This is a genomic window from Novosphingobium sp. FKTRR1, assembly GCF_020404405.1.
Taxonomy (GTDB): domain Bacteria; phylum Pseudomonadota; class Alphaproteobacteria; order Sphingomonadales; family Sphingomonadaceae; genus Novosphingobium.
This window is the reverse complement of sequence record NZ_JAIZDA010000034.1, coordinates 14,347-32,502: the sequence shown is the minus strand read 5'-3', so window position 1 is coordinate 32,502 and position 18,156 is coordinate 14,347. Positions and strand designations below refer to the sequence as shown.

Annotated in this window: 14 protein-coding genes and 1 pseudogene; 7 read left to right on the top strand and 8 right to left on the bottom strand. The window is 61.7% G+C overall.

The features are described from left to right. The first annotated feature begins 192 nt into the window (after positions 1 to 192). Positions 193 to 1,146, top strand: coding sequence for a site-specific integrase (locus LDN95_RS19910; RefSeq protein WP_226019298.1), 954 nt, complete (start codon positions 193 to 195; stop codon positions 1,144 to 1,146). A gap of 156 nt (positions 1,147 to 1,302) precedes the next feature. Here the strand turns inward: LDN95_RS19910 and LDN95_RS19905 are convergent, their stop codons facing one another. From LDN95_RS19905 to LDN95_RS19890, 4 genes are all read right to left on the bottom strand, one after another. Then, complete coding sequence (locus tag LDN95_RS19905; RefSeq protein ID WP_226019297.1) at positions 1,303 to 2,475, bottom strand: hypothetical protein; 1,173 nt, start codon at positions 2,473 to 2,475, stop codon at positions 1,303 to 1,305. After that, positions 2,468 to 4,378 (bottom strand): hypothetical protein, encoded by a 1,911-nt coding sequence (locus tag LDN95_RS19900; protein ID WP_226019296.1) that lies wholly within the window; start codon positions 4,376 to 4,378, stop codon positions 2,468 to 2,470. The genes LDN95_RS19905 and LDN95_RS19900 overlap by 8 nt, the downstream gene beginning before the upstream one ends. A 2-nt stretch (positions 4,379 to 4,380) precedes the next feature. After that, positions 4,381 to 5,460, bottom strand: a complete 1,080-nt coding sequence (locus LDN95_RS19895; RefSeq protein ID WP_226019295.1) for a hypothetical protein — start codon at positions 5,458 to 5,460, stop codon at positions 4,381 to 4,383. A 148-nt stretch (positions 5,461 to 5,608) separates the two neighbouring features. Next, positions 5,609 to 5,974 carry a helix-turn-helix transcriptional regulator gene (locus tag LDN95_RS19890; RefSeq protein ID WP_226019294.1) on the bottom strand — a complete coding sequence of 122 codons (366 nt, stop codon included), beginning with the start codon at positions 5,972 to 5,974 and terminating at the stop codon, positions 5,609 to 5,611. A 47-nt stretch (positions 5,975 to 6,021) separates the two neighbouring features. On the opposite strand from LDN95_RS19890, the gene LDN95_RS19885 reads away from it, so the two are divergent. Then, the gene (locus tag LDN95_RS19885; RefSeq protein ID WP_226019293.1) at positions 6,022 to 6,519 is read left to right on the top strand and encodes an NADAR family protein; all 498 of its coding nucleotides are present in this window, start codon (positions 6,022 to 6,024) and stop codon (positions 6,517 to 6,519) included. Positions 6,520 to 6,529: 10 nt separating this feature from the next. On the opposite strand, the gene LDN95_RS19880 is transcribed toward LDN95_RS19885, so the two are convergent. The 3 genes from LDN95_RS19880 to LDN95_RS19870 all read right to left on the bottom strand — a co-directional run bounded on the left by LDN95_RS19880 (position 6,530) and on the right by LDN95_RS19870 (position 11,104). Next, on the bottom strand, positions 6,530 to 7,438 hold the full coding sequence (locus LDN95_RS19880; RefSeq protein ID WP_226019292.1) for a PfkB family carbohydrate kinase: 909 nt from the start codon (positions 7,436 to 7,438) through the stop codon (positions 6,530 to 6,532). A gap of 55 nt (positions 7,439 to 7,493) precedes the next feature. Then, a complete protein-coding gene (locus tag LDN95_RS19875) occupies positions 7,494 to 9,416 on the bottom strand; it encodes a hypothetical protein (protein ID WP_226019291.1) in 1,923 nt (640 codons plus the stop codon). A gap of 251 nt (positions 9,417 to 9,667) precedes the next feature. Then, the gene (locus LDN95_RS19870) at positions 9,668 to 11,104 is read right to left on the bottom strand and encodes an IS1182 family transposase (RefSeq protein ID WP_226019290.1); all 1,437 of its coding nucleotides are present in this window, start codon (positions 11,102 to 11,104) and stop codon (positions 9,668 to 9,670) included. A 1,047-nt stretch (positions 11,105 to 12,151) separates the two neighbouring features. Here LDN95_RS19870 and LDN95_RS19865 point away from each other — a divergent pair. The 5 genes and pseudogenes from LDN95_RS19865 (at position 12,152) to LDN95_RS19845 (ending at position 17,548) form a co-directional block, all read left to right on the top strand. Then, a complete protein-coding gene (locus LDN95_RS19865) occupies positions 12,152 to 15,085 on the top strand; it encodes a DEAD/DEAH box helicase family protein (RefSeq protein WP_226019289.1) in 2,934 nt (977 codons plus the stop codon). Between the two features lie 49 nt (positions 15,086 to 15,134). Further along, positions 15,135 to 15,296 carry a hypothetical protein gene (locus LDN95_RS19860; RefSeq protein WP_171007697.1) on the top strand — a complete coding sequence of 54 codons (162 nt, stop codon included), beginning with the start codon at positions 15,135 to 15,137 and terminating at the stop codon, positions 15,294 to 15,296. After that, positions 15,281 to 15,604: pseudogene (locus LDN95_RS19855) on the top strand (TIGR02391 family protein); the annotation flags it as partial. The gene LDN95_RS19860 and the pseudogene LDN95_RS19855, both read left to right, overlap by 16 nt. Positions 15,605 to 15,714: 110 nt before the next feature. Next, positions 15,715 to 16,626 (top strand): hypothetical protein, encoded by a 912-nt coding sequence (locus LDN95_RS19850; protein ID WP_226019288.1) that lies wholly within the window; start codon positions 15,715 to 15,717, stop codon positions 16,624 to 16,626. Between the two features lie 61 nt (positions 16,627 to 16,687). Further along, on the top strand, positions 16,688 to 17,548 hold the full coding sequence (locus LDN95_RS19845) for a hypothetical protein (protein WP_212742243.1): 861 nt from the start codon (positions 16,688 to 16,690) through the stop codon (positions 17,546 to 17,548). On the opposite strand, the gene LDN95_RS19840 is transcribed toward LDN95_RS19845, so the two are convergent. Beyond that, positions 17,532 to 18,155 carry a GntR family transcriptional regulator gene (locus LDN95_RS19840; protein WP_126849514.1) on the bottom strand — a complete coding sequence of 208 codons (624 nt, stop codon included), beginning with the start codon at positions 18,153 to 18,155 and terminating at the stop codon, positions 17,532 to 17,534. The genes LDN95_RS19845 and LDN95_RS19840 overlap by 17 nt on opposite strands. Position 18,156: the final 1 nt, after the last annotated feature.

Sequence of the window (18,156 nt, the reverse complement as noted above, 5' to 3'; positions counted from 1 at the left end):
GCAAAGCGGTTCTCCGATCAGTAGCGCGAACAACACGCCGAATGCCGTGCAGATTGAATGCAGCCCAATATGGCGCGACGATTGGAGTTCAGTGCACGCAATTGCGCTCTACTTTGGCACCCGACAAGTGTCGCCTTGGACGATGACAGCAGAAAGGCCTTGGGGCTCCCAGATGAGGCTGCGCTTGCGCCCTTGGGGAATGCGATCCCGCCGCAGCTCGCGGCAGAGATCGAAGCGGCCCGCTCATACCGGGCGCGCTCCAAGGCGGCCAACACTGTGCGGGCCTATGACAGCGACTGGCGGCAGTTCGAAGAATGGTGCTGGACGCGCGATCTTGAGCCTATGCCAGCGATGCCGGAAGCCGTGGCCACATACCTTGCCTCGCTGGCGCAGGCGGGGAGGGCGGACAGTACCATCGGGCGGCACCTTGCCGCCATCGCCTGGCGCCACAGGCAGGCAGGACAGGTTGCGCCCCAGCACCGCGATCCGCGCGATGTTATTGCTGACACGCTTGCAGGGATCCGGCGCGAGCAGCGCGCGCGGCCGACGCGCAAGAAGAGCGCTATTCTGGCGGCCGATCTGGCTCGAATGATTGCAGCGGCCGAAGGCCAGAGTCCGCGAGCGATCCGCGACCGGGCGGTCATGGCACTTGGGTTGGCGGCGGCGCTGCGGCGTTCCGAACTGGTCGCGCTACAGCTGGCTGACCTCGAGCTGGTGCGCGAGGGGCTCAAGCTCATGATCAGGCACTCGAAAACGGATCAGGAAGGGGAAGGGCAGGTGATTGCTGTTCCGTCGGGCAAGGTGCTCAAACCCGGCGCGCGGCTTAACGAATGGCTCAGCGTCAGGGGAGGGGAGGCCGGTCCTTTGTTCTACCGCACCGACGCACAAGGGATGATGACCAAGGAGCCCATGTCGGATCGCTCGGTTGCCCGCCTGATCCAGCGTTACGCCGAAAAGGTTGGGCTCGATCCTGCCGCATTCGGTGCCCACTCGCTACGCTCAGGGTTCCTGACCGAGGCAGCCAAGGCGGGGGCCTCATTGCCGAAGATGCAGGAGGTATCGCGGCAGAAAAAGGTCGAGGTGCTGCTTGGCTATGTCCGCGACGCAGCGCTGTTCGAGAACCATGCGGGTGAGAGATTTCTGTAGTGCGTGTTTTTGAGCACGCTGCATGGTCCAATTGACCGGGTCTGGGACTTAGCCGCCGTCCTGCCGCGACAATTCGAACGGCAGGTCTCGCCAACACTCGACGTTCAGTGCTTTCCGAAACAACCATCGAAATAGGACAGCCTTCCGATGCGGAAGTTAGTCGCCCTCGGCCTCGACGACAGCAGGAGAAGGAAGGGAGTCCTCCCAGTCGCCGCGGATCCACAGCGAATGGAGTTCGAAACCCTGCTCCGGCCCCTGCTCAGGGTCCCCGTAGACCGCCGTCTCGACGTAGGGGATGCCGACGTCGAACCCTTCGTCCGAGCCCGCGCCATAGCGGTGGTCATAGCAGGCGAGCAACACACCGATCGACAGCAGCTTAGAGGAGAGCGGAGACACAAACAGCTTACACCCGCCCATTGTCTTCAGCGCTCGCTTGTACTGGGCCATCGCGGTGTAGATTTGCTTGTAGGCCTCGAAAGGGTTGTACTCACTCGCGAGCAGGATGTTGGCCGGCTCGATGAGGAAGTCGTCGAACAGGGTTTCGCGATGCTCGCCGACCACCTCGTCGCCCCGACGGGGCTTCTTAGTCGGGAACGGGATGACGGGGCAGATCTCGTCGGGATCGAGCAACTCTTGGATCAGGCTCAACCGGTCGCGCTGCCCCTCGCCCAGCACCGGGAACCAAACCCGTGGCCAGGTCTGCGTGGTCTGCTCCTCCAAGTGTCCGGAAAACCCGCGAACGAAGGTGACGCTGTCGCGCAGGCTGCCGCGTGCGGCACCTATGTCCGCTGAAACGCTTTCGGCCGTGGTGACGTGAAGATTGATGCTCTTGCCCCCGGTCTCTGCCAGCTTGTCGAGCCGATAGAGCAGCACGCTGACCGCGGTCATTGCAACCATGCGAGGCATGGCGCTGATATCGACTACGACGTCGTCGAAGTCTTGGCAGTCGCCGGCATTCTGGAGCGCCTTCTGGGTGTTCAGAGGGGTAGCCGTGTTGCCCGACGGACCGCCGATCTCGATCGGCACGAGCTTGATGCAGTCAGCGCCGAACAGCGCGACCAGCCCGTCATGGTTCTTCGCGGTCATCGCGGTCCTCAGTTCGCTGTCGGTTAGACCGTTGTCGAACGCGAGCTGCCAGACGCGCACATCGGCACCCAGAGCATAGAGGCGCCGCGCCGTTTCGAGCGTCCTCACATCAAAGCCGCGCCCGAGCACAAGCAGTATCCGTCGGCCACCCTGCGCGAGCCTGCCGGACCAGAACCCGTCGAAGTCCGCGTCGGCCGTCAGCGAATAGGGATCCCAGCGCATCGCCACTTCATGGTCAGACAAGGGTGGCCTCCCCGATTGGGGGCACAGCGTTCGCCCCGGATTCCTGCCAAAAGAGCAAATCCCGCAACGACTGCGCCCGCCAACCACCGTATCCGAGCGGCAGTCCGAAGTGTACGCACAGCAGGCGGTTGAGATAGAACACGACGTATTCCCGGTTGTTATTGCGATGGTCGAGGCGGGGGACGAGCAGGTTGTGCGCGACCAGAGAGGTCATCACGTCCCGTAGCTTCAGGAAATGGGCGATGTCCTCCTCGCGACTGTCGATCAACGTCTTGCGGTCCGCCATCGTTATAGCGATGCCGGTGACACCCGGCGCATAAGGCGCGCTCGGGCGGAAGGTCTGCTGCCGGCAGAACTCTCCGATCGCCTCGAGCAACCTTCGCGCCTCAATTCCGCGCGGCAGGCGGCGAATGATGTCGTCCCACCGCTCTTGTGCGACGGCACGCACGATGGCGTCTTGCCTTGCGGCGCTGAGCGGCACCGGCTGATCGCGCCTGAAGCGGATCTTGGCGGATATCTCCTCGAACAGCGCTCCGACCACCTCGAGGTACTGGTCGACGTTGGACGACGAGACCGCGCTGAGCGTCTCGCGACCGAAGTAGACCGGGGCGCGTACCTCGGTGCGCAGGAAGTGGTCCGCCGCGCGGTCTGTCCCGCTGCCGGACCGGGCCTCGAACTCGTCCAATGTGAGGGCGTCGAAGTCGAACGACGACTGGGCCTTGCGCAGGTCGCGCACCACCAGGATCTGCAACAGGCGCCACTGGATGGCGCGCTCCATCGGGTCCCCCGCCATCTTGCGGGCCGCATCTATCCAAGCTGAATAGCGGTTGCCGCTGCCGGATGCGCGCAGGATCTCGGCCTCGATCTCGGCCGAGCGCGCCGCCAGCGCCTCCTCCATCGGCGCAATGTCGTCTGTCTCGCTGATCAGCGGGAAGAGCTCGCGCCCCTGAAAGCCCTCCGCTCGCGCCGCGCGGAGATTCGCGATAGACTCCACAAAGCGCGCGTACGGCTTCGTCTTCGGACCCGACCAACGGTCCTCCAGCTGGATTACGCTCTCGTAGTCACGCTTCTTCAGCGCACCCTCCGACAGCAAATCTTTGTGGGTCAGCGCCTCGAGCCGCTCGGCGATCCAGACGCCGCATTGCTCGCGCGCGTTCGTCACGAACTCGATCAGGCTGGTCCGTTGGGACGGCGCGAGCGTCTGCAGCTCGTCCATCAGCAGCACGCGCTTGACGTCGATCCGGCCGTGAGTATCGCTGATCACCGATTGCGCAAACCACTTCAGTCCGTCGAGCCTCGCATGCCCACCCTCGATCGGCGCAGGGGCGTCCAGCTCGTCGAGCCGGTTGTAGAACCCACGCTCGATCCGCGACGCCCACTCGAAGAGCTGACGGCCGTCTGCCTTTGCGGGAATGGTCGCATCGGATTCTGGCTGCCACTCAAACGTAAACTCTGCGAGGTTGTCCGGGAATTGCCGCTCAGCACGCTCGACTACAGACCGCAGGGTCGCGACGACGATCCGCGAGTTCAGCAGTTCGCGGAAGAGCGTGTTACCGCGGTCGAACGCCGCAAGCTCCTTGTACTCGGTGGTGAATACCACCATCGCACCGAGCAACTGCGGTCCAAGAGTGCCCAGCGCGCCGACGTCGCGCAGCGCGTCGCGGGTCGCCTTCACCTGCGGATTGGTCTCCGCTATGGCGTGCGTCAGCTTCAGCGGGCGGGGCGTCAGGATGCGCAGGAAGGTCGTCTTGCCGCCGCCTGGAGCGCTCCTGAGGAAGACGAGCCCGCCCCAAGGGTCGTCGAACGACTGCATCACATCGAGCGCGCCAGCGCCGAAGAGCCGGACGAACTCGTCGTCGCTGGTCGAGCGCTGTGATGCGCGTATGCGGAATGGATTGCGCACGCCTACTGGAGCTTTCTGTGGCGGCTTACCCGCGGGAAGAGTCCCAGCACCTTCTGATCCTCCTCGGCCCAGAGGAGGTAGATCGAGTTGTTAGGCGTGTTGTGGGCGAGCACCAGCGGCAGTCGGCAGGCGGCGTAGCCGTAGCGCTTGCTAGTCTTGCCGACCTTCGAATGGTCGTCGTCCGCATCGTCGTCGAAGAAGCGGTCGTCGCCGACGAGGTCGAGAATGGCCCGGTCGCGCTCGTCCTCTAGAGGCGTCGACGCGCCGAGCTCGTGCACGACGTGGAACTGGATGGTGCCCTTGCCGAATGCCAACTTGGGCAGGTGGCCCTTGATGTGGTCGATTGCCTGGTCCGCCGCGACGTAGAGCACGATGATCACCTTGACGCCCTCGTCTGCAATCGCGCCGCCGAGATTGCCGGCCTTCATGAGTTTGTCGACGATCTTGGCGATCTTGCCCGTCCAGCCGCCCTGCCCGTCCTCGCGCACGAAGCTCGTGCCGCTGCCGGAGAAGTCGTCGAGCAGAAGCACGTAGTGGAACCGCGCCTCCTCGTCGGTCGCAGGGCGCTCTAGGATTTTACCGAGGTGCTTGCGCAGGTCCTGCACCATGCCCTCGGTCTTGGCGTCGGAGATATCGTAGGCGTGAAAGACCTGCTCATTCGACATGTCCTGCGGGTTGGCGCGGCGGAACCAATCCGTCCGCGCGCCGTCACTCAGGCCCAGCACCAATGTCTGCCGAAGACGGGTGCGGTACTCGGTCGTCTTGACGATCGCCTTCACGCGGCAGGCGTCGACCCCGAGTTGCTCGGCGGTGTCGGCGATCAGAATGGGCCGTACCACCGTCGGGAAGGTCAGCTCGACGAGGTGGTTCACCTCGTTGTGCGATATGAAAATCAACCGCCGCCTGACGAAATCGTATGCCGCGCGCCGGTCGGCGCCCTCGTCGAACTGGTTCAGCCACAGGGCGAGGCTCTCGATGAACCGGCGGCCGGGCGAGAACTGCTGGTACTCGTCATACTTGTAGCTCGCGAAGCTCTCGAGATAGGCGCGCTCGGCAGCCTTTTCGTCGTCGGACCACCCCATGATCTTGGCAAGAAGGCTCTCCGCTAGGTCCTTTCTCACGTGCCCCGAATCCTCCCGTCACATTGCTACACAAGGGTACCCTGAGTATAGGGCTGACCGAAGGCCCGGTCACCACGAATAAAGGTCTAGTTCAAAGCGTTCGTGTCGGCTAGCGGCCGCCAATCTCGGCCACCGCGGCGATAACTTTGGCCAACCGGTCGGCCCCTGCCGGTGTTTCGTCCCACGCGCGCCGCACAGACCTCTCTAGTTTCGCCCAAGCGGCCGCCTTGCGCGTCGTCGTCGGGACTGCGGCCGGCGGTGCCGCGTCGGTGGATCGCAGCTGCACGCCTAGTACCGTGCAAATACGGACGACGCTGTCGCTGAACGTCGTGAACTGCCCGCGGCAGATCCGCGACACTTGGCTGGGATCCACGTCGGCCCTCTCCCCCAGCGCAGCGTAGGAGAGGCCGAGTCTTTCACGCGCCGCCTGCATCCGCCGAAGCAAATCAGTTCTTTCAATCTGAGTCGGTTTCATGTATATTTGCATGGCCTAAATCATGCGAATTTTCAAGGGAGATCGCCATGGCGGAAGTCGAGCAGGAGATCAGGTTCTACCGGGCCAGCGAAAAGCCCTACGGCGCCTTCAGTAACCTCTACCGCCGCGAGATCGAGTTTGAGGGCGAGAGGTTCGCGACCAGCGAGCACGCCTACCAAGCGGGCAAGCCACGAAAGCCCGAGGTGAAGGCCTGGCTGATGGCGGCCCCATCGCCGGCGCTCCTGGCGATGGCGGCGCATGGGCTCTACTACTGGGACGTCAGCCCCGGGTGGTCGCAGAAGAAGTTCGACCGGATGCGCGGCGTGCTCCGCGCGAAGTTCACCCAGCACCAGGATCTGCGCGACCTGCTGCTTTCCACCGGCACGGCCCGGCTCATTGAGACGGCGACCGTCGACAACGAGGTCAACCGGCTATGGGGCGAGGTCAATGGCAAGGGGAAAAACATGCTCGGGGAGCTACTGATGGAACTCCGGGCGCAGTTGAGATCTGATGGGGCAGAGAGCGGCGTCAGGAAGGCGGCCTAGACTTCAGCCACTAGCCCTCCAGCACTGACCGGGCGTACTCGGCACCACGCTCGCGAAAGAGGCCGCGCGCACCCACATAGGCGCAGTTCTCCGCCGCTAGGCGCTGGCCCGCCTCCACTGCGTGAACGAAGTCAGTCAGGGAGAAGGCCGAAACGCCTCGACGCCGGTTGGAGAGAAGCCAGTCGATCACGCCCACGCTCACCATGTCGCCCGAACCGCAGGTGTCGCGAACCTCGGGCGCAGGATGGGACCGGCTCCAGTGCCGCTCGGCACCCTGGCGGACCTCGAGACCCGCCTCGCCATGCGTGACGATCAGCAGCAGCCCATCCGCCACGTCGACATGGTCCGCAAGCGCAGCGAGGCGCTCCGCAGAGAACTTCAAGACCGCGGTAACCGCCAACGCTCGGCGGAACAGATTCTCGTCGCCGACCTCGGATGGCTCGAAATATACCACTGACCCATTCGACGACGCGGCCTCCATCGCATCGACGATAGCGTGCGAGAGGCGGTCGGCGTAGAAAACGGAACAGTTCCGGATCGCCGGTAGCGCTTGCTCGACCTCGGCCTGCCCGATCGGCTGGTATCTGGGGAGATCGACATCCGTCTCCGGGCAGCGAAAGGCAAAGGTGTGAACCCCGGCGTCATGCAAGTGCTGCGCGATAACCGGCGACCTCACGCCCATGTGACGGTAAATGTAGCGGGTCTCCGCTCCTGCATGGTGGAAGGCGCCTACCAGACGGACTCCCACCTCGTCCTCGCCGAGGCGAAGGACCGGAGCAACATGACGTCTAAGCATGGCGAGAGAGATCAGGACGTTGCCGCAGGATCCGCCGAGGTCCTCAGCAGAAACGTCGCGCGAGCCGGCGTAAACGCGGTCGAGGACTGTGAATCCGGTTCCAACGACGTCAATCTCCGCCATTAATATCTCCGCGCCAACATCATCCGAATCACGATGTTCCTTTTTTGTACTGCCTTTACTCGGTCCGGTCGAGGTCTAGGTCCGACAGGTCTATCGTCATCGCTCCACCCCCTGCTCTGGCCGCCCCGAGAAGCCGGGCAAGCGCATCGGGCCCGCGCAGCCTCGAACCGAACAACGTCCAAGCGCCGATATGGCTGCCGCAAACGCTATCCAAGCTCACGCCGTACGGTCCCGATAGTAGCTCGTGATCGTTACCCAATGGCGAACCGCTGTCGCCGACGCCGAGCACGAACCCGCCGTTACCCGCAATCGCCCTGACCACCGTCAGCTTGGTCGTACCGCGCGGCACGACGTCGAAGCTGTGGTGAGACCGGAGCACCCTTACGTCGCCGACCACGACCTCCGGACACTCCGCCAAACGCGCGGCAAATGTCGCGACGTCGATCAGGTCGGTGTGGTTGACCGTCACCTGCACCTCGCGCGCATCAAGGTGCACGCCGTCGCGCAGCATACCGGAGTGCGCGATCCAATCGGCCACGGACGCGACGCCTTCGTTGACCGCCGGGCGATCGTCAGTAATGTCGATGTCGAGCGGGCGGACATGTGCGCCGTTGTAATACCCCATCAAGATCCGATCGTGGACCCTCGACGGCAGGGCTTCGCGCAGCTTCTTGCCCGCCGAGCCCCCACGTCCAGTCGCGAATCCAACCCGGACGCCACAATCGACAAGTCTTACGAGCTCGTCCATCACAACCTTGGACGGCGGCCCGAGGCGCGCCTCAAGTGGCTGATTATGGACGACGGTGCCGTCGTAATCGAGCACGATGCCGGTGAATTTGGCCTCCGCGAGGTCGCGGAGCCGTTCCGCCCCGAGCGCGCAGAGCGCCCCCCCCACCTCATCCGCAGGATCGTGCAGCTGTCTGGCCGCCGCCTTGTGGCGCACGGCCGCCGTAAGCCCGTCGGCGAGCGTAAGCAGGGACGCGTCGTCGTAGATCGCCTCGGCGAACGGACCGCGGCCCGGTTTCCCCGGGTCGATGCCGGCCACGTCCCCGAGATGTCCAATCGCTGCTAGAGCCCTGACGATGCCGACGGCGTTGCAGAGGCGGCCGCCGTGACCCAGCAGCATCCCGCCCCGCCGTATCTCGGCAGGAATAGCGGCGTCGATTGGTCGCCAGACGACCTCGCTCTCGTCCGTGGTCAGCGACAGCACAAACATCGCGCCGGGATGACGGGCCGCCCAGACATGACGGCCATGCGCGAAGTTGCGGAAATCGGTGCGCTGAATGGGGGCGATGCCCGTCTCCCACAGCGACGTCTCCAGCAGGACGGCGACCGCCGCCAATTGCGGATCATGGACGGCGACGACTGTGTCACCTCGGCGGAACCCTCCGACCAACTCATCTAAGCCGTCGCTCAGCGCCGCGGTCGCGCGCGCGCCAAACGCGTCGACCAGGTCGCGGCCCTGGGGCCGCTCCGTCGCGAGGTCGCTCCCGAACAGGAGGCCAGCAACCATCGCCACCATAGAATGTGTCGCGAGGAAGCCATCTTTCGGATCCGCGACCGGCAGCACGAACACCTCTGCGCGAGGATGGACGGCGGCGGCTATCGCGGTGGCGCCGTCCAGCCGCACCGTCACCAGGCGGATCGCCTCGCAGCGGGAGGTCGCCGCAGCTCTGAACGCGGCGGCGACGTCAGCGTTGTTGGCACCCGCGCTGAACAGCCACACCTCGGCGCCCGCCCATTCCCCCATGGACAGGACGAACTCCATCGGCGTCATCACGAATGTCGGCCCGAGGCCCAGCGTCGTTCGGCAGCGTGCGAAATACTCCGCGGCGACCGCCGATCCGCCGGAGCCGATCGCCGCGACGATCCGGTCGCCGCTGCCGACTAGCGCCTGCGCAAGGTCGGCCGCCCCATGATCGCCGACCGCCGCGATGGTCTCGGGCAATCGACTCAACTTGGCTGCGAACACTTCCATGAAGAAAGCATAGCCGATTTAACCCGGATCAAGCGAGCCCTGTCGGCCGACAACGCGCCCGGCTGACCGCAGCGCGAAAGTCGTAACTACTAAGAACCGAAGCGGCGTTAATGAGCTACCCGTGGCGAACGCAGCCATTAAGCCTGCGATTTGGCCGGCTGGACGACTGAGACTGGGACAGGCCGTGTAAAAACGCGTTGGCAGACGAACGGCGCTGATTTCGGATTGGCGCGGAAGGTTGCGGTCCACCCTCAGGTCTGGATTGCGGCGATCATCGCCGGGACACCGAGGATGGCGACCAGCCTTTTGAAGTTATAGGCCAAGATGTGGAGACTGGCTTCCGTTCTGACGTGTTTCAGCGTTTTCATTTGGAAGTGCGTCGAGCCCATCCAGGATTTCAGCGTGCCGAACGGATGCTCGACCGTTTGTCGGCGGATTCTCATCGCCTCTGGCTTACGGTCGAGGCGCCGCTCCATTGCTTCTACGACTGCCTCATGCTCCCATCGTCTGACCCGCCGTTCCTTACCGGTCGTGCATTGGTCATGGAGCGCACATGTCTGGCAGTTCGAGCTCCAGTAGCTATGCATCGTCAACCCGTCTTCTACCGAGGTGTAACGGTAGATAAGATCTTCGCCGGCGGGGCATCGATAAACGTTTTCGTGCTCCAGGTAGACGAAGTCCGGTTTGCCAAAGCGGCCTTGTGCCTTTGCCCTCGAGGTAAGCGGTCTGGGCACGAAGGCAGTGACGCCCATGCCCTCGCAGGTCCGGATATCCTCGCCCTTGAAGTAACCCTTGTCGGCAATGGCATCCAGAGCCTCCACGCCCATCGCTTCCTTGGCTCTCGCCGCCATGGGTAAGAGCTGTCCGCGATCATAACCCGTATTCAAAAGCTCGTGCGCGACAATGAGGTGGTGCTCGGCGTCGACGGCCGCTTGGAGATTGTAGCCTACGATGCTTGTGCCACGGCCCGCGCTCGCCATGGCGCGCGCGTCCGGATCGGTCAGCGACACCTGCTGGTTCGGTGCATTCCGGACTTCCTCTTCGCGCACCGCCAGGTCCCGCAGCTGCGCACGCAACCGGGCGATCTTCTCCGTCAGACGCTTCGCCTTCGGCTCGGCAACGTCGCTTTCTTCACGGTCGGCACGATCAAGCGCGTCGAGATACCGGTCGATATTGTCCTGGACCTGCTTCATCCGCGAGGCGACCTTCGCGGCGGTGTAGTTCTTGTCGCGGTTGTTGACCGCCTTCATCTTGCTGCCGTCTATCGCCACGACCGCACGCGTGAACAGACCCAACTGCCGGCACAGAACGATGAACTGGCTGCACACAGATCGGATCGCAGCGCCGTTTGCCCGGCGGAAGTTGGCGATCGTCTTGAAGTCGGGTGCCAATCGCCCCGTTAGCCACATCAACTCGACGTTCCGCTGGGCTTCACGCTCGAGCCGACGGCTCGACTGTACCCGGTTCAGATAGCCGTAGAGATAAATCTTGAGCATCGTTGCTGGATGATAGGCAGGACGGCCCGTTTCAGCCGGCGTCATTCCAGCGAACTCCAGCGCCTTCAAATCCAGAGCATCAATGAAGGCCTCGATTGCCCGAACCGGGTTGTCTTCAGACACGTAATCATTGAGCGACGCTGGCAACAAATAGTTCTGCCGACGGTCTTCCCCTTGGACGAAACGACCCATTCCAAAGCCTCCCGAAACACAAGAGAACCATAGCATATCCCGGCGTTTTTACACAGCCTCGGGACATTCCTGCCGGTCGGCGCCGCGACTGGGAATGTCCGGTTACGCCGACACCCGCCATTCGTAGATCCGCTTAAGCCATCTCGATCAGGTCCGAGCTAGCGGACTGTCCGGTTAGTCCGCTCGGGATCGTGCAAGGAGCCAAGCTGCCCTTCGTTCACCAAGCCCGAGATGCGGGTGCGAACGGCCGAGGTGGATCCGTTGGACGATGGGGACTGCCCGGAATCCATCCGTCAATCCCATAGAGCGGCCGTTCATTCAGCATCGCCGGCTCGCTGCCTAGTCGATCTTGTTGGACGTTGAGGAATGACCGGAATCGTGGGCTGGGTCGTGATATGCGGCCCTTGGTTCGGGCATTCCTCTTGCGGATCGGGTGAAAGAGTGGGGGGAATAATGCACCGCTCCTGTCTTAGGCTGTAAACTCATAAAGCTGTAGCTGCGCTATCTGCACATGCTATCATTTTCGTAAGGGGCCCCGAGAATCACTTGAGGATTGAGCGGCTCCGATCGGGGGCTCGGGTGCGATCATGGGGGCGGAGGACGAGCGGTGAGGGCGATGGAATGCGACTAGCCCGCTGGTGCAGCTAACTACAGAAGCATCAGCTGCCACTTGTTTGCGAGTTTTCATTCGAAGTCTGCCCTGTTATGCATTGCTGACCTTGATGTTCATGGCCAGCCAAGAACTCGGGTTGACCGGTAGGTCACATTTAATCTGGCGAGAGGAGTAAATTAAAGCTCTTCAGTTTCCACTTTTGGTTTGCAGTGGTGAATGCACAGATTATGCTGGCCAACCGCGGGCATATGACATTCGGCCGATATGGAATGCGGGAAAGGGGCGTACACCTTGCAATTCGTTGATCGCCGCTATGTCGAAGTCTCGTAGCCGTTCCGACAAAGGTCTTATTGCCGGAGGCCAACACGAGGACGTCGCTTCGCTAGACGATTTTCAGTTTTCCCCATCCCATCGTTAGAGATCGCAGAAATCTCGTGACCTATTTCGCATCGCATTATTCAGATCTGCGCTTTCCCGTTGAACGCGGCGACGACATTCCGGAGCCCGGTTTTCGCGAGGCGCAACGCGGTGCGCTATTTGCTATAGCGTCGCACTTTACCTCACGGACCGATCCCGCAATCGTGACCATGCCGACGGGATCGGGCAAGACAGCGGTGTTGCAGGCGAGTGCCTTTCTCCTTCGAGCGAGCCGCGTGCTCGTCTTGACTCCGAGCCGCCTTGTTCGCGAACAAATTGCCGAGGATTTTGGCGAACTGCGAGTCCTGAAGCGTCTGAATGCCTTACCGAACGATCTCGCCGCGCCGGCAGTCATGGCTACCAACGCACGGGTCAAAACTGCCGACGATTGGGAGGCCATGAGGGCCTTCGATGTTGTCGTCGCGACCGTACAAAGCATCAGCCCGTCCTTGGAAGATGTCCCGGCACCACCAGCCGACCTGTTCGATCTGATCCTGGTCGACGAAGCGCATCACAGTCCCGCTCTGACGTGGCGAACTCTTATCGAGGGATTTCCAGATGCGCTCAAGGTGTTGTTTACTGCCACACCATTTCGTAGAGATGACCGGGAAATAAAGGGTCGTTTCGTTTATAGTTATGATCTGAAGCGAGCCTATGATGACGGTGTATTTGGGCACATCGACTATATCCCGGCAGAGCCCGAAGCCGGTGATACCGGCCGCGAAGCTGAAGATCGCGCCGTTGCCCTTGCTGCGGAAGCCAAATTCAAGGCTGACCGGGCAGCAAACCTAGATCATCTTTTGATGGTTCGCACCGATAGCCGAGCGCGCGCGAAGGAGCTTGAGGGCATTTATGCGGTCAATACCGAGCTAAGATTGAAACTGGTGACGGGTGACCAATCACTCGCGCATGTTCGCCGTGTTTTGGCCAAGCTGGATACCGGCGAGCTCGATGGCATTATCTGCGTCAATATGATGGGAGAAGGGTTCGACATGCCGCGGCTGAAGATTGCCGCGGTCCATGCACCGCATCGCTCGCTGGCGGTGACACTTCAATTTATCGGTCGTTTCGCCCGGACCGTCGGCGAGCGACTAGGCAGTGCAACCTTCCTCGCTCCGATGTCAGCCATTCAAGTCGAAGCGCGGCAATTGTATGCCGAGGGCGCCGTTTGGGCCGAGATCATTCCCAATCTGAGCGAGGCGCGAATTCGCCGCGAAGTGGACGTGCGAGAAACGCTTGAGGCGTTCGAGCCGCAAACGAGCGTCCCGGACCTCGCGGACCTTTCGCTCTACGGATTGTCCTTGTACGCGCACGTCAAGATCTATCGATTGCGGGAAGCCCCGGATCTAGCAACGCCCATGAATTTTGGAGGCGACCGGGAAACGGTCTTTTCCTGGACGAGCGACAGTCAGCGCGCGAGCGTGCACATCACCCGGCAAGTCACCGGTGTGCGATGGGCTAGCGACGATCGGCTGCTCGACGTTCGGTTCGACATCTTCGTATTTTACTACGACGAAGCGGCGAATCTCCTGTTCATCTGTGCGTCGAAACGCGCCGATGGCTATTACCGCACGCTGGCACGAAACTTGACCGGGTATGATCCTCGCATCCTTCCGCTCAGCCATGTGAGCCGCGCGCTGAAGGAGCTTGGCGATCCGCGCTTCTTCCAGGTCGGTATGAAGAAGCGGCAGGCAGCCAGTCTCGCGGAGTCCTACCGCATAATGGCCGGATCCCATGCCGATGAGGCCATCCGGAACGAAGACGCGCGTCTCTATGATCGCGGGCATTGTTTCGGCAGCGCCTACGATGGCGAGGAGCGATTGACGATCGGCCTCAGCAGTTCGTCGAAGATCTGGAGCAACAGAACGCTCAGTCTGCCCGAGCTACTGGGATGGTGCCGGACACTCGCCCGCAAGATCAATGACAAGAAGGCGGCGGTAACTGGCAGCAAGCTCGATATGCTCCAGACCGGTGAAACGGTGCGGAAAATCCCCGGCAGGCCGCTGTTCGCGATCTGGTCCAACGATATCTACATAGAGCCGCCGCAGGCGATTTTCCAAGATACTTCCGGCGCCCACCATTCCGTGCCGCTGACCGAATTCTCTCTCGACGTCACAGGCTGGGGCGATCATCATATCGCCATTTGCCTTGCCAATGATCTCGTGGCGACAAACCTGATTTTCAGGCTTGAAGGCGGCGGCCCCCTGTTCGGCTATCTCGACGATGTCCAGCCACGGGTGGTTCTCGACTGGCAGCGTCATGATGTCGATCTGGCAGACTATTTGAACGATGACCCGGTCGCCTTTACGCTCGACGACTGGTCGCGGCTTGATGGCGAGGAACATTATCCGCCGCCGGCTGGAGGCTTCGAGCTCTACAGCGCCGACCTGGTCGACACGCTCGACTGGAACGCCGCCGGCGTCGATATCAAGGTGGAGTACGCGGCGGGAGTTGGTCTTGCCACGTCGATCCAGGGTCACCTGCGCCAGGTTCTGGCGGGTGGAAGCGATGACGTCGTCTATTGGGACCATGGCAGCGGCGAGACGGCCGATTTCGTGGCATTCAAGCTACGCGACGATGGCGGTGTCGATGTTCGCTTTTATCATTGCAAGGGCTCGTCGGGCCCCAGCCCGGGCAACAGAGTCGCCGATGTCTACGAAGTGTGCGGACAGGCGGTCAAAGGTTACATCTGGTGCGATATCGCGCGCCTCGTCAAACGGCTTTCCAACCGCCACAAGAACAAGAGCGGCATGGCCGAGTTCGTTCGCGGCGACGAAGAGGTTCTCAAGACTTTTGCTCGAGCACGCCCGGCAACGTTTCAAATGATCGTGGTGCAGCCGGGCATTCGGCGCGGCGTGATCGAGCCCAAACTTTCAGAGGTGCTCGGCGCGGCCAACTCGCATTCTCTCAGTTCCGGCCTGCTTCCTCTTCGCACGCTGGGATCCGCCTAGCAATTGGCTGTCTTGATCAGGCTAGGCCCCAGTTGCGAAGGAAGAAGCGATGCATATCGGCGAACGGATGCTTGCCGTCGTGCATAATCGTGAACTGCCGCTCGATCATCCGCTGCGTAGCAGGTTTGAGCCGGCCATCCCGATGTTCTTGCCTTCTGCCGGGTTGAGCTTCTCGCCGACAATTATTCTCATTCCGCGCAGGAAGCTGTGAAGAGCGTAGCGGACAAAATGCGCCGACTTTCGGGACTCACCGATGACGGCAGTGACTTGGTCGACAAGTCGCTTGGCGGCGATGCCCCGCGCATCACGATCAACGCGGGTTCTACGGTGAGCGAGAAGAGCGAACAGAGCGGCTTTGCAAATCTCGTAAAAGGAGCATTCGGCATGTTCCGCAATCCCACTGCCCATGAAGCTCGCATCCACTGGACTATGACGAAAGACGATGCCGAGGATCTGGTGACGATTGTTTCTCTAATCCATCGCCGGCTTGACGTCGCGCATAGGCCGCCCTGCCCTTGATGGCTTCGGTGCGTTCCTATTCTCGTTACGGCCTAACCGACTGGAGCAGCCGTCACCGGCGGCGATCCGCGAGGATGGCGCAGCGCGCAGGCAACATGTGACTGGTGGATTTGGGTTGGAAGCTCGATACACCACTACTTTCAAGAACCGGCACGGAAGTCATCAGAATGCCTCTAAAGATTAAGACCTCCCAAACGCCGGAGTGCCTTTTTTCTGAATGGTCGATAACCACGAAAAACCGGCACAAACTCGTCGAGATAGTCGCCTACCTGTATTTGAGGCAGGAGGAAAATGCGATGCGCGTCATTGGCGCTCTCGAACCGCGACGACGGGCTCCAAAGGGTAGGGTCGCACAGAATGTCGTGCGGAAACTTACGGCGCCACATGCTGAGGATGTCGAACTATTTCGAAACGGGACAGACAAGGAGAAGGAATCCGCGAAAAAAAGGATGCATATCTCGATGATCCATCGCGACGGCTTGCTGTTCCAGCATGTGTCCTGGGTCGCAGCGAGGATGGCCGTTCCGAACGGATACATGACGGCGCCACAAGTGCGGCAGGCTGACAAGGGATTTGACGGGTTCATTGTGGATTTGGACGATGACGGCGAAGAAATCGTCCGGATCGTGCTGTGCGAGGACAAGGCCTCGAAATCGCCACGCGGTCTGATCACCTCGAAAGTTTGGACCGATATTGAAGCGATCCTGCGCGGTGAACGTGACGACGAGATCCTTGCCGACCTCGTGACGCTTCTCAAGAGCGTGCCGGGGATCGACGCCGAGACCGCAGTTGATGAGGTGTTCTGGGAAGGGGCACGGGAGTTCAGGGTCGCGGTGGCAACAGGAGAAAACCAACGCAAGGATGGTGAGTTCCAGCACATCGTCGCTGGCTTCAAAGCCGTAGCGGGTGGCGCGAAATCGTCCCGATCCGCCGGAGTGTTAGCGTTCGATGAGGTTCGAAAAGGGCTTGCTCTTCTTGCTGACGAGGTAGCTGCCAAGGTGGTGGAGATCACCGATGTTTGACTCTAGCTCGCGCGCGCTCCTGAGGCAGGCGCCGGATCTGCCAGGCTTGGACCCTGAGGCATTGGATGAACTTCTCACCGCCGCCCACATCGAACTGTCGACGATACGCCTGCTGGCCAGAGAAGGAGAGCCGGGCGCCGCAAGCGAGGTGATTGATCGGGTCAGACGCCTCGCCTCGACTTTCGAGGCATACGTTGCGCTCGACTTGCGCCCCGAGCAGACGCGGGCAGCTGCGTTCGTCGCGGCAAGCGCCCATCAGGTGCTCGGCCGCATCCGCGAATCCGGGACTCGCCGGCTAACGGTGGTATCGAGCGACACAATTAGCTCGACAATCTCCGCGACGCTCCTCTTTCTCATAGCTGATCGCGCCGCCGACGCAGCCGAAGTTGCCGGTCAGCTCAGAGCGAGAGGCGAGCCTCGCGCCGTCCGACGGTCGTTGATTCTCAGCATCCGCGAACTTGCGACTGGCAACCTTGGCCCACTGGTTGAACGAAATCTTGACGAGGATCGCATCGTCCAGGACGACAGCCGTGAAGTTGCCGCCGATCTGTTACTTCGGGAATGTGCCCGAGTAGTACAGGCACTCGGGCATGAGGCACGGGGCCAAGCGGAACTCGACATCGACATCCGCGGACGACTTGAACGCGTCATCCGTCTTTCCGAGGCCACCATCGTCGATATCAGCCATGGAGTAGGAGGGGCAGCCCACTTCCAGTTCGCGGGCCCGCACCACCTTGCCTCGCTCCTCAGCCGTCTCATCGACGGGGTCCAGGAAGCAATGCTTGTAAGAATACCGGCGCCGTCTGGAGCTAATTCGGAGGCATGGTCTGGGTGGCTGCACTCGCAGGCGCAGTCGCGTCCCTTCCTCTGGATCAATCACCTCAAGGCCGTCAGGACCGGCTACCTTAATGGACGCTTGTAGATCCGCGGAAATAATCGACAACTTCGTAAGCGCGATAGGCATCGCTCATCGACATGCCTTGGCGCACATAACGCGGCCATTCAGGAAACCTAAGGGCAGACACATACGTGTGACCCAGGCTGATGGGCACGCCATCTGCCAGGCTGCGCTGAAGTACCCGATGAACCGGAGCCCCCTCTGTCAGTTCGAGGGCCTGGGCGATTGCTGGTGATGCCGGGACAATTTCGTCCGAGAGGATCTCTCCGTCCGGTTCCACGCCTTCAGACAAAAGATTCTGACGAAACCGCGCTCGGCGCCCGACACGATAATTCAGCTTTGACGCTGATTCGACAAACGTCCCGCGTCCTTGCTCGACACGTAGCTTGCCGTCGACAGCGAGTGCTTCCACAGCCCTTCGAACAGCATACCGCGTCGCCCCAAACAGGGAGCAGAGCTCAGGCTCCGTCGGTAGCTTGGCGCCAGGCTTGAGCACGCCATTCTGGATTTCTGTCGAGATGGCGTCGCGGATCGTCTGCCACCCGGAATTCCGAGGTGCCGCATCATTCGGATGATTCATGATCCGTTCGTAGCACGATATCATTCGAATGTTAAATCCGACATCGATCACG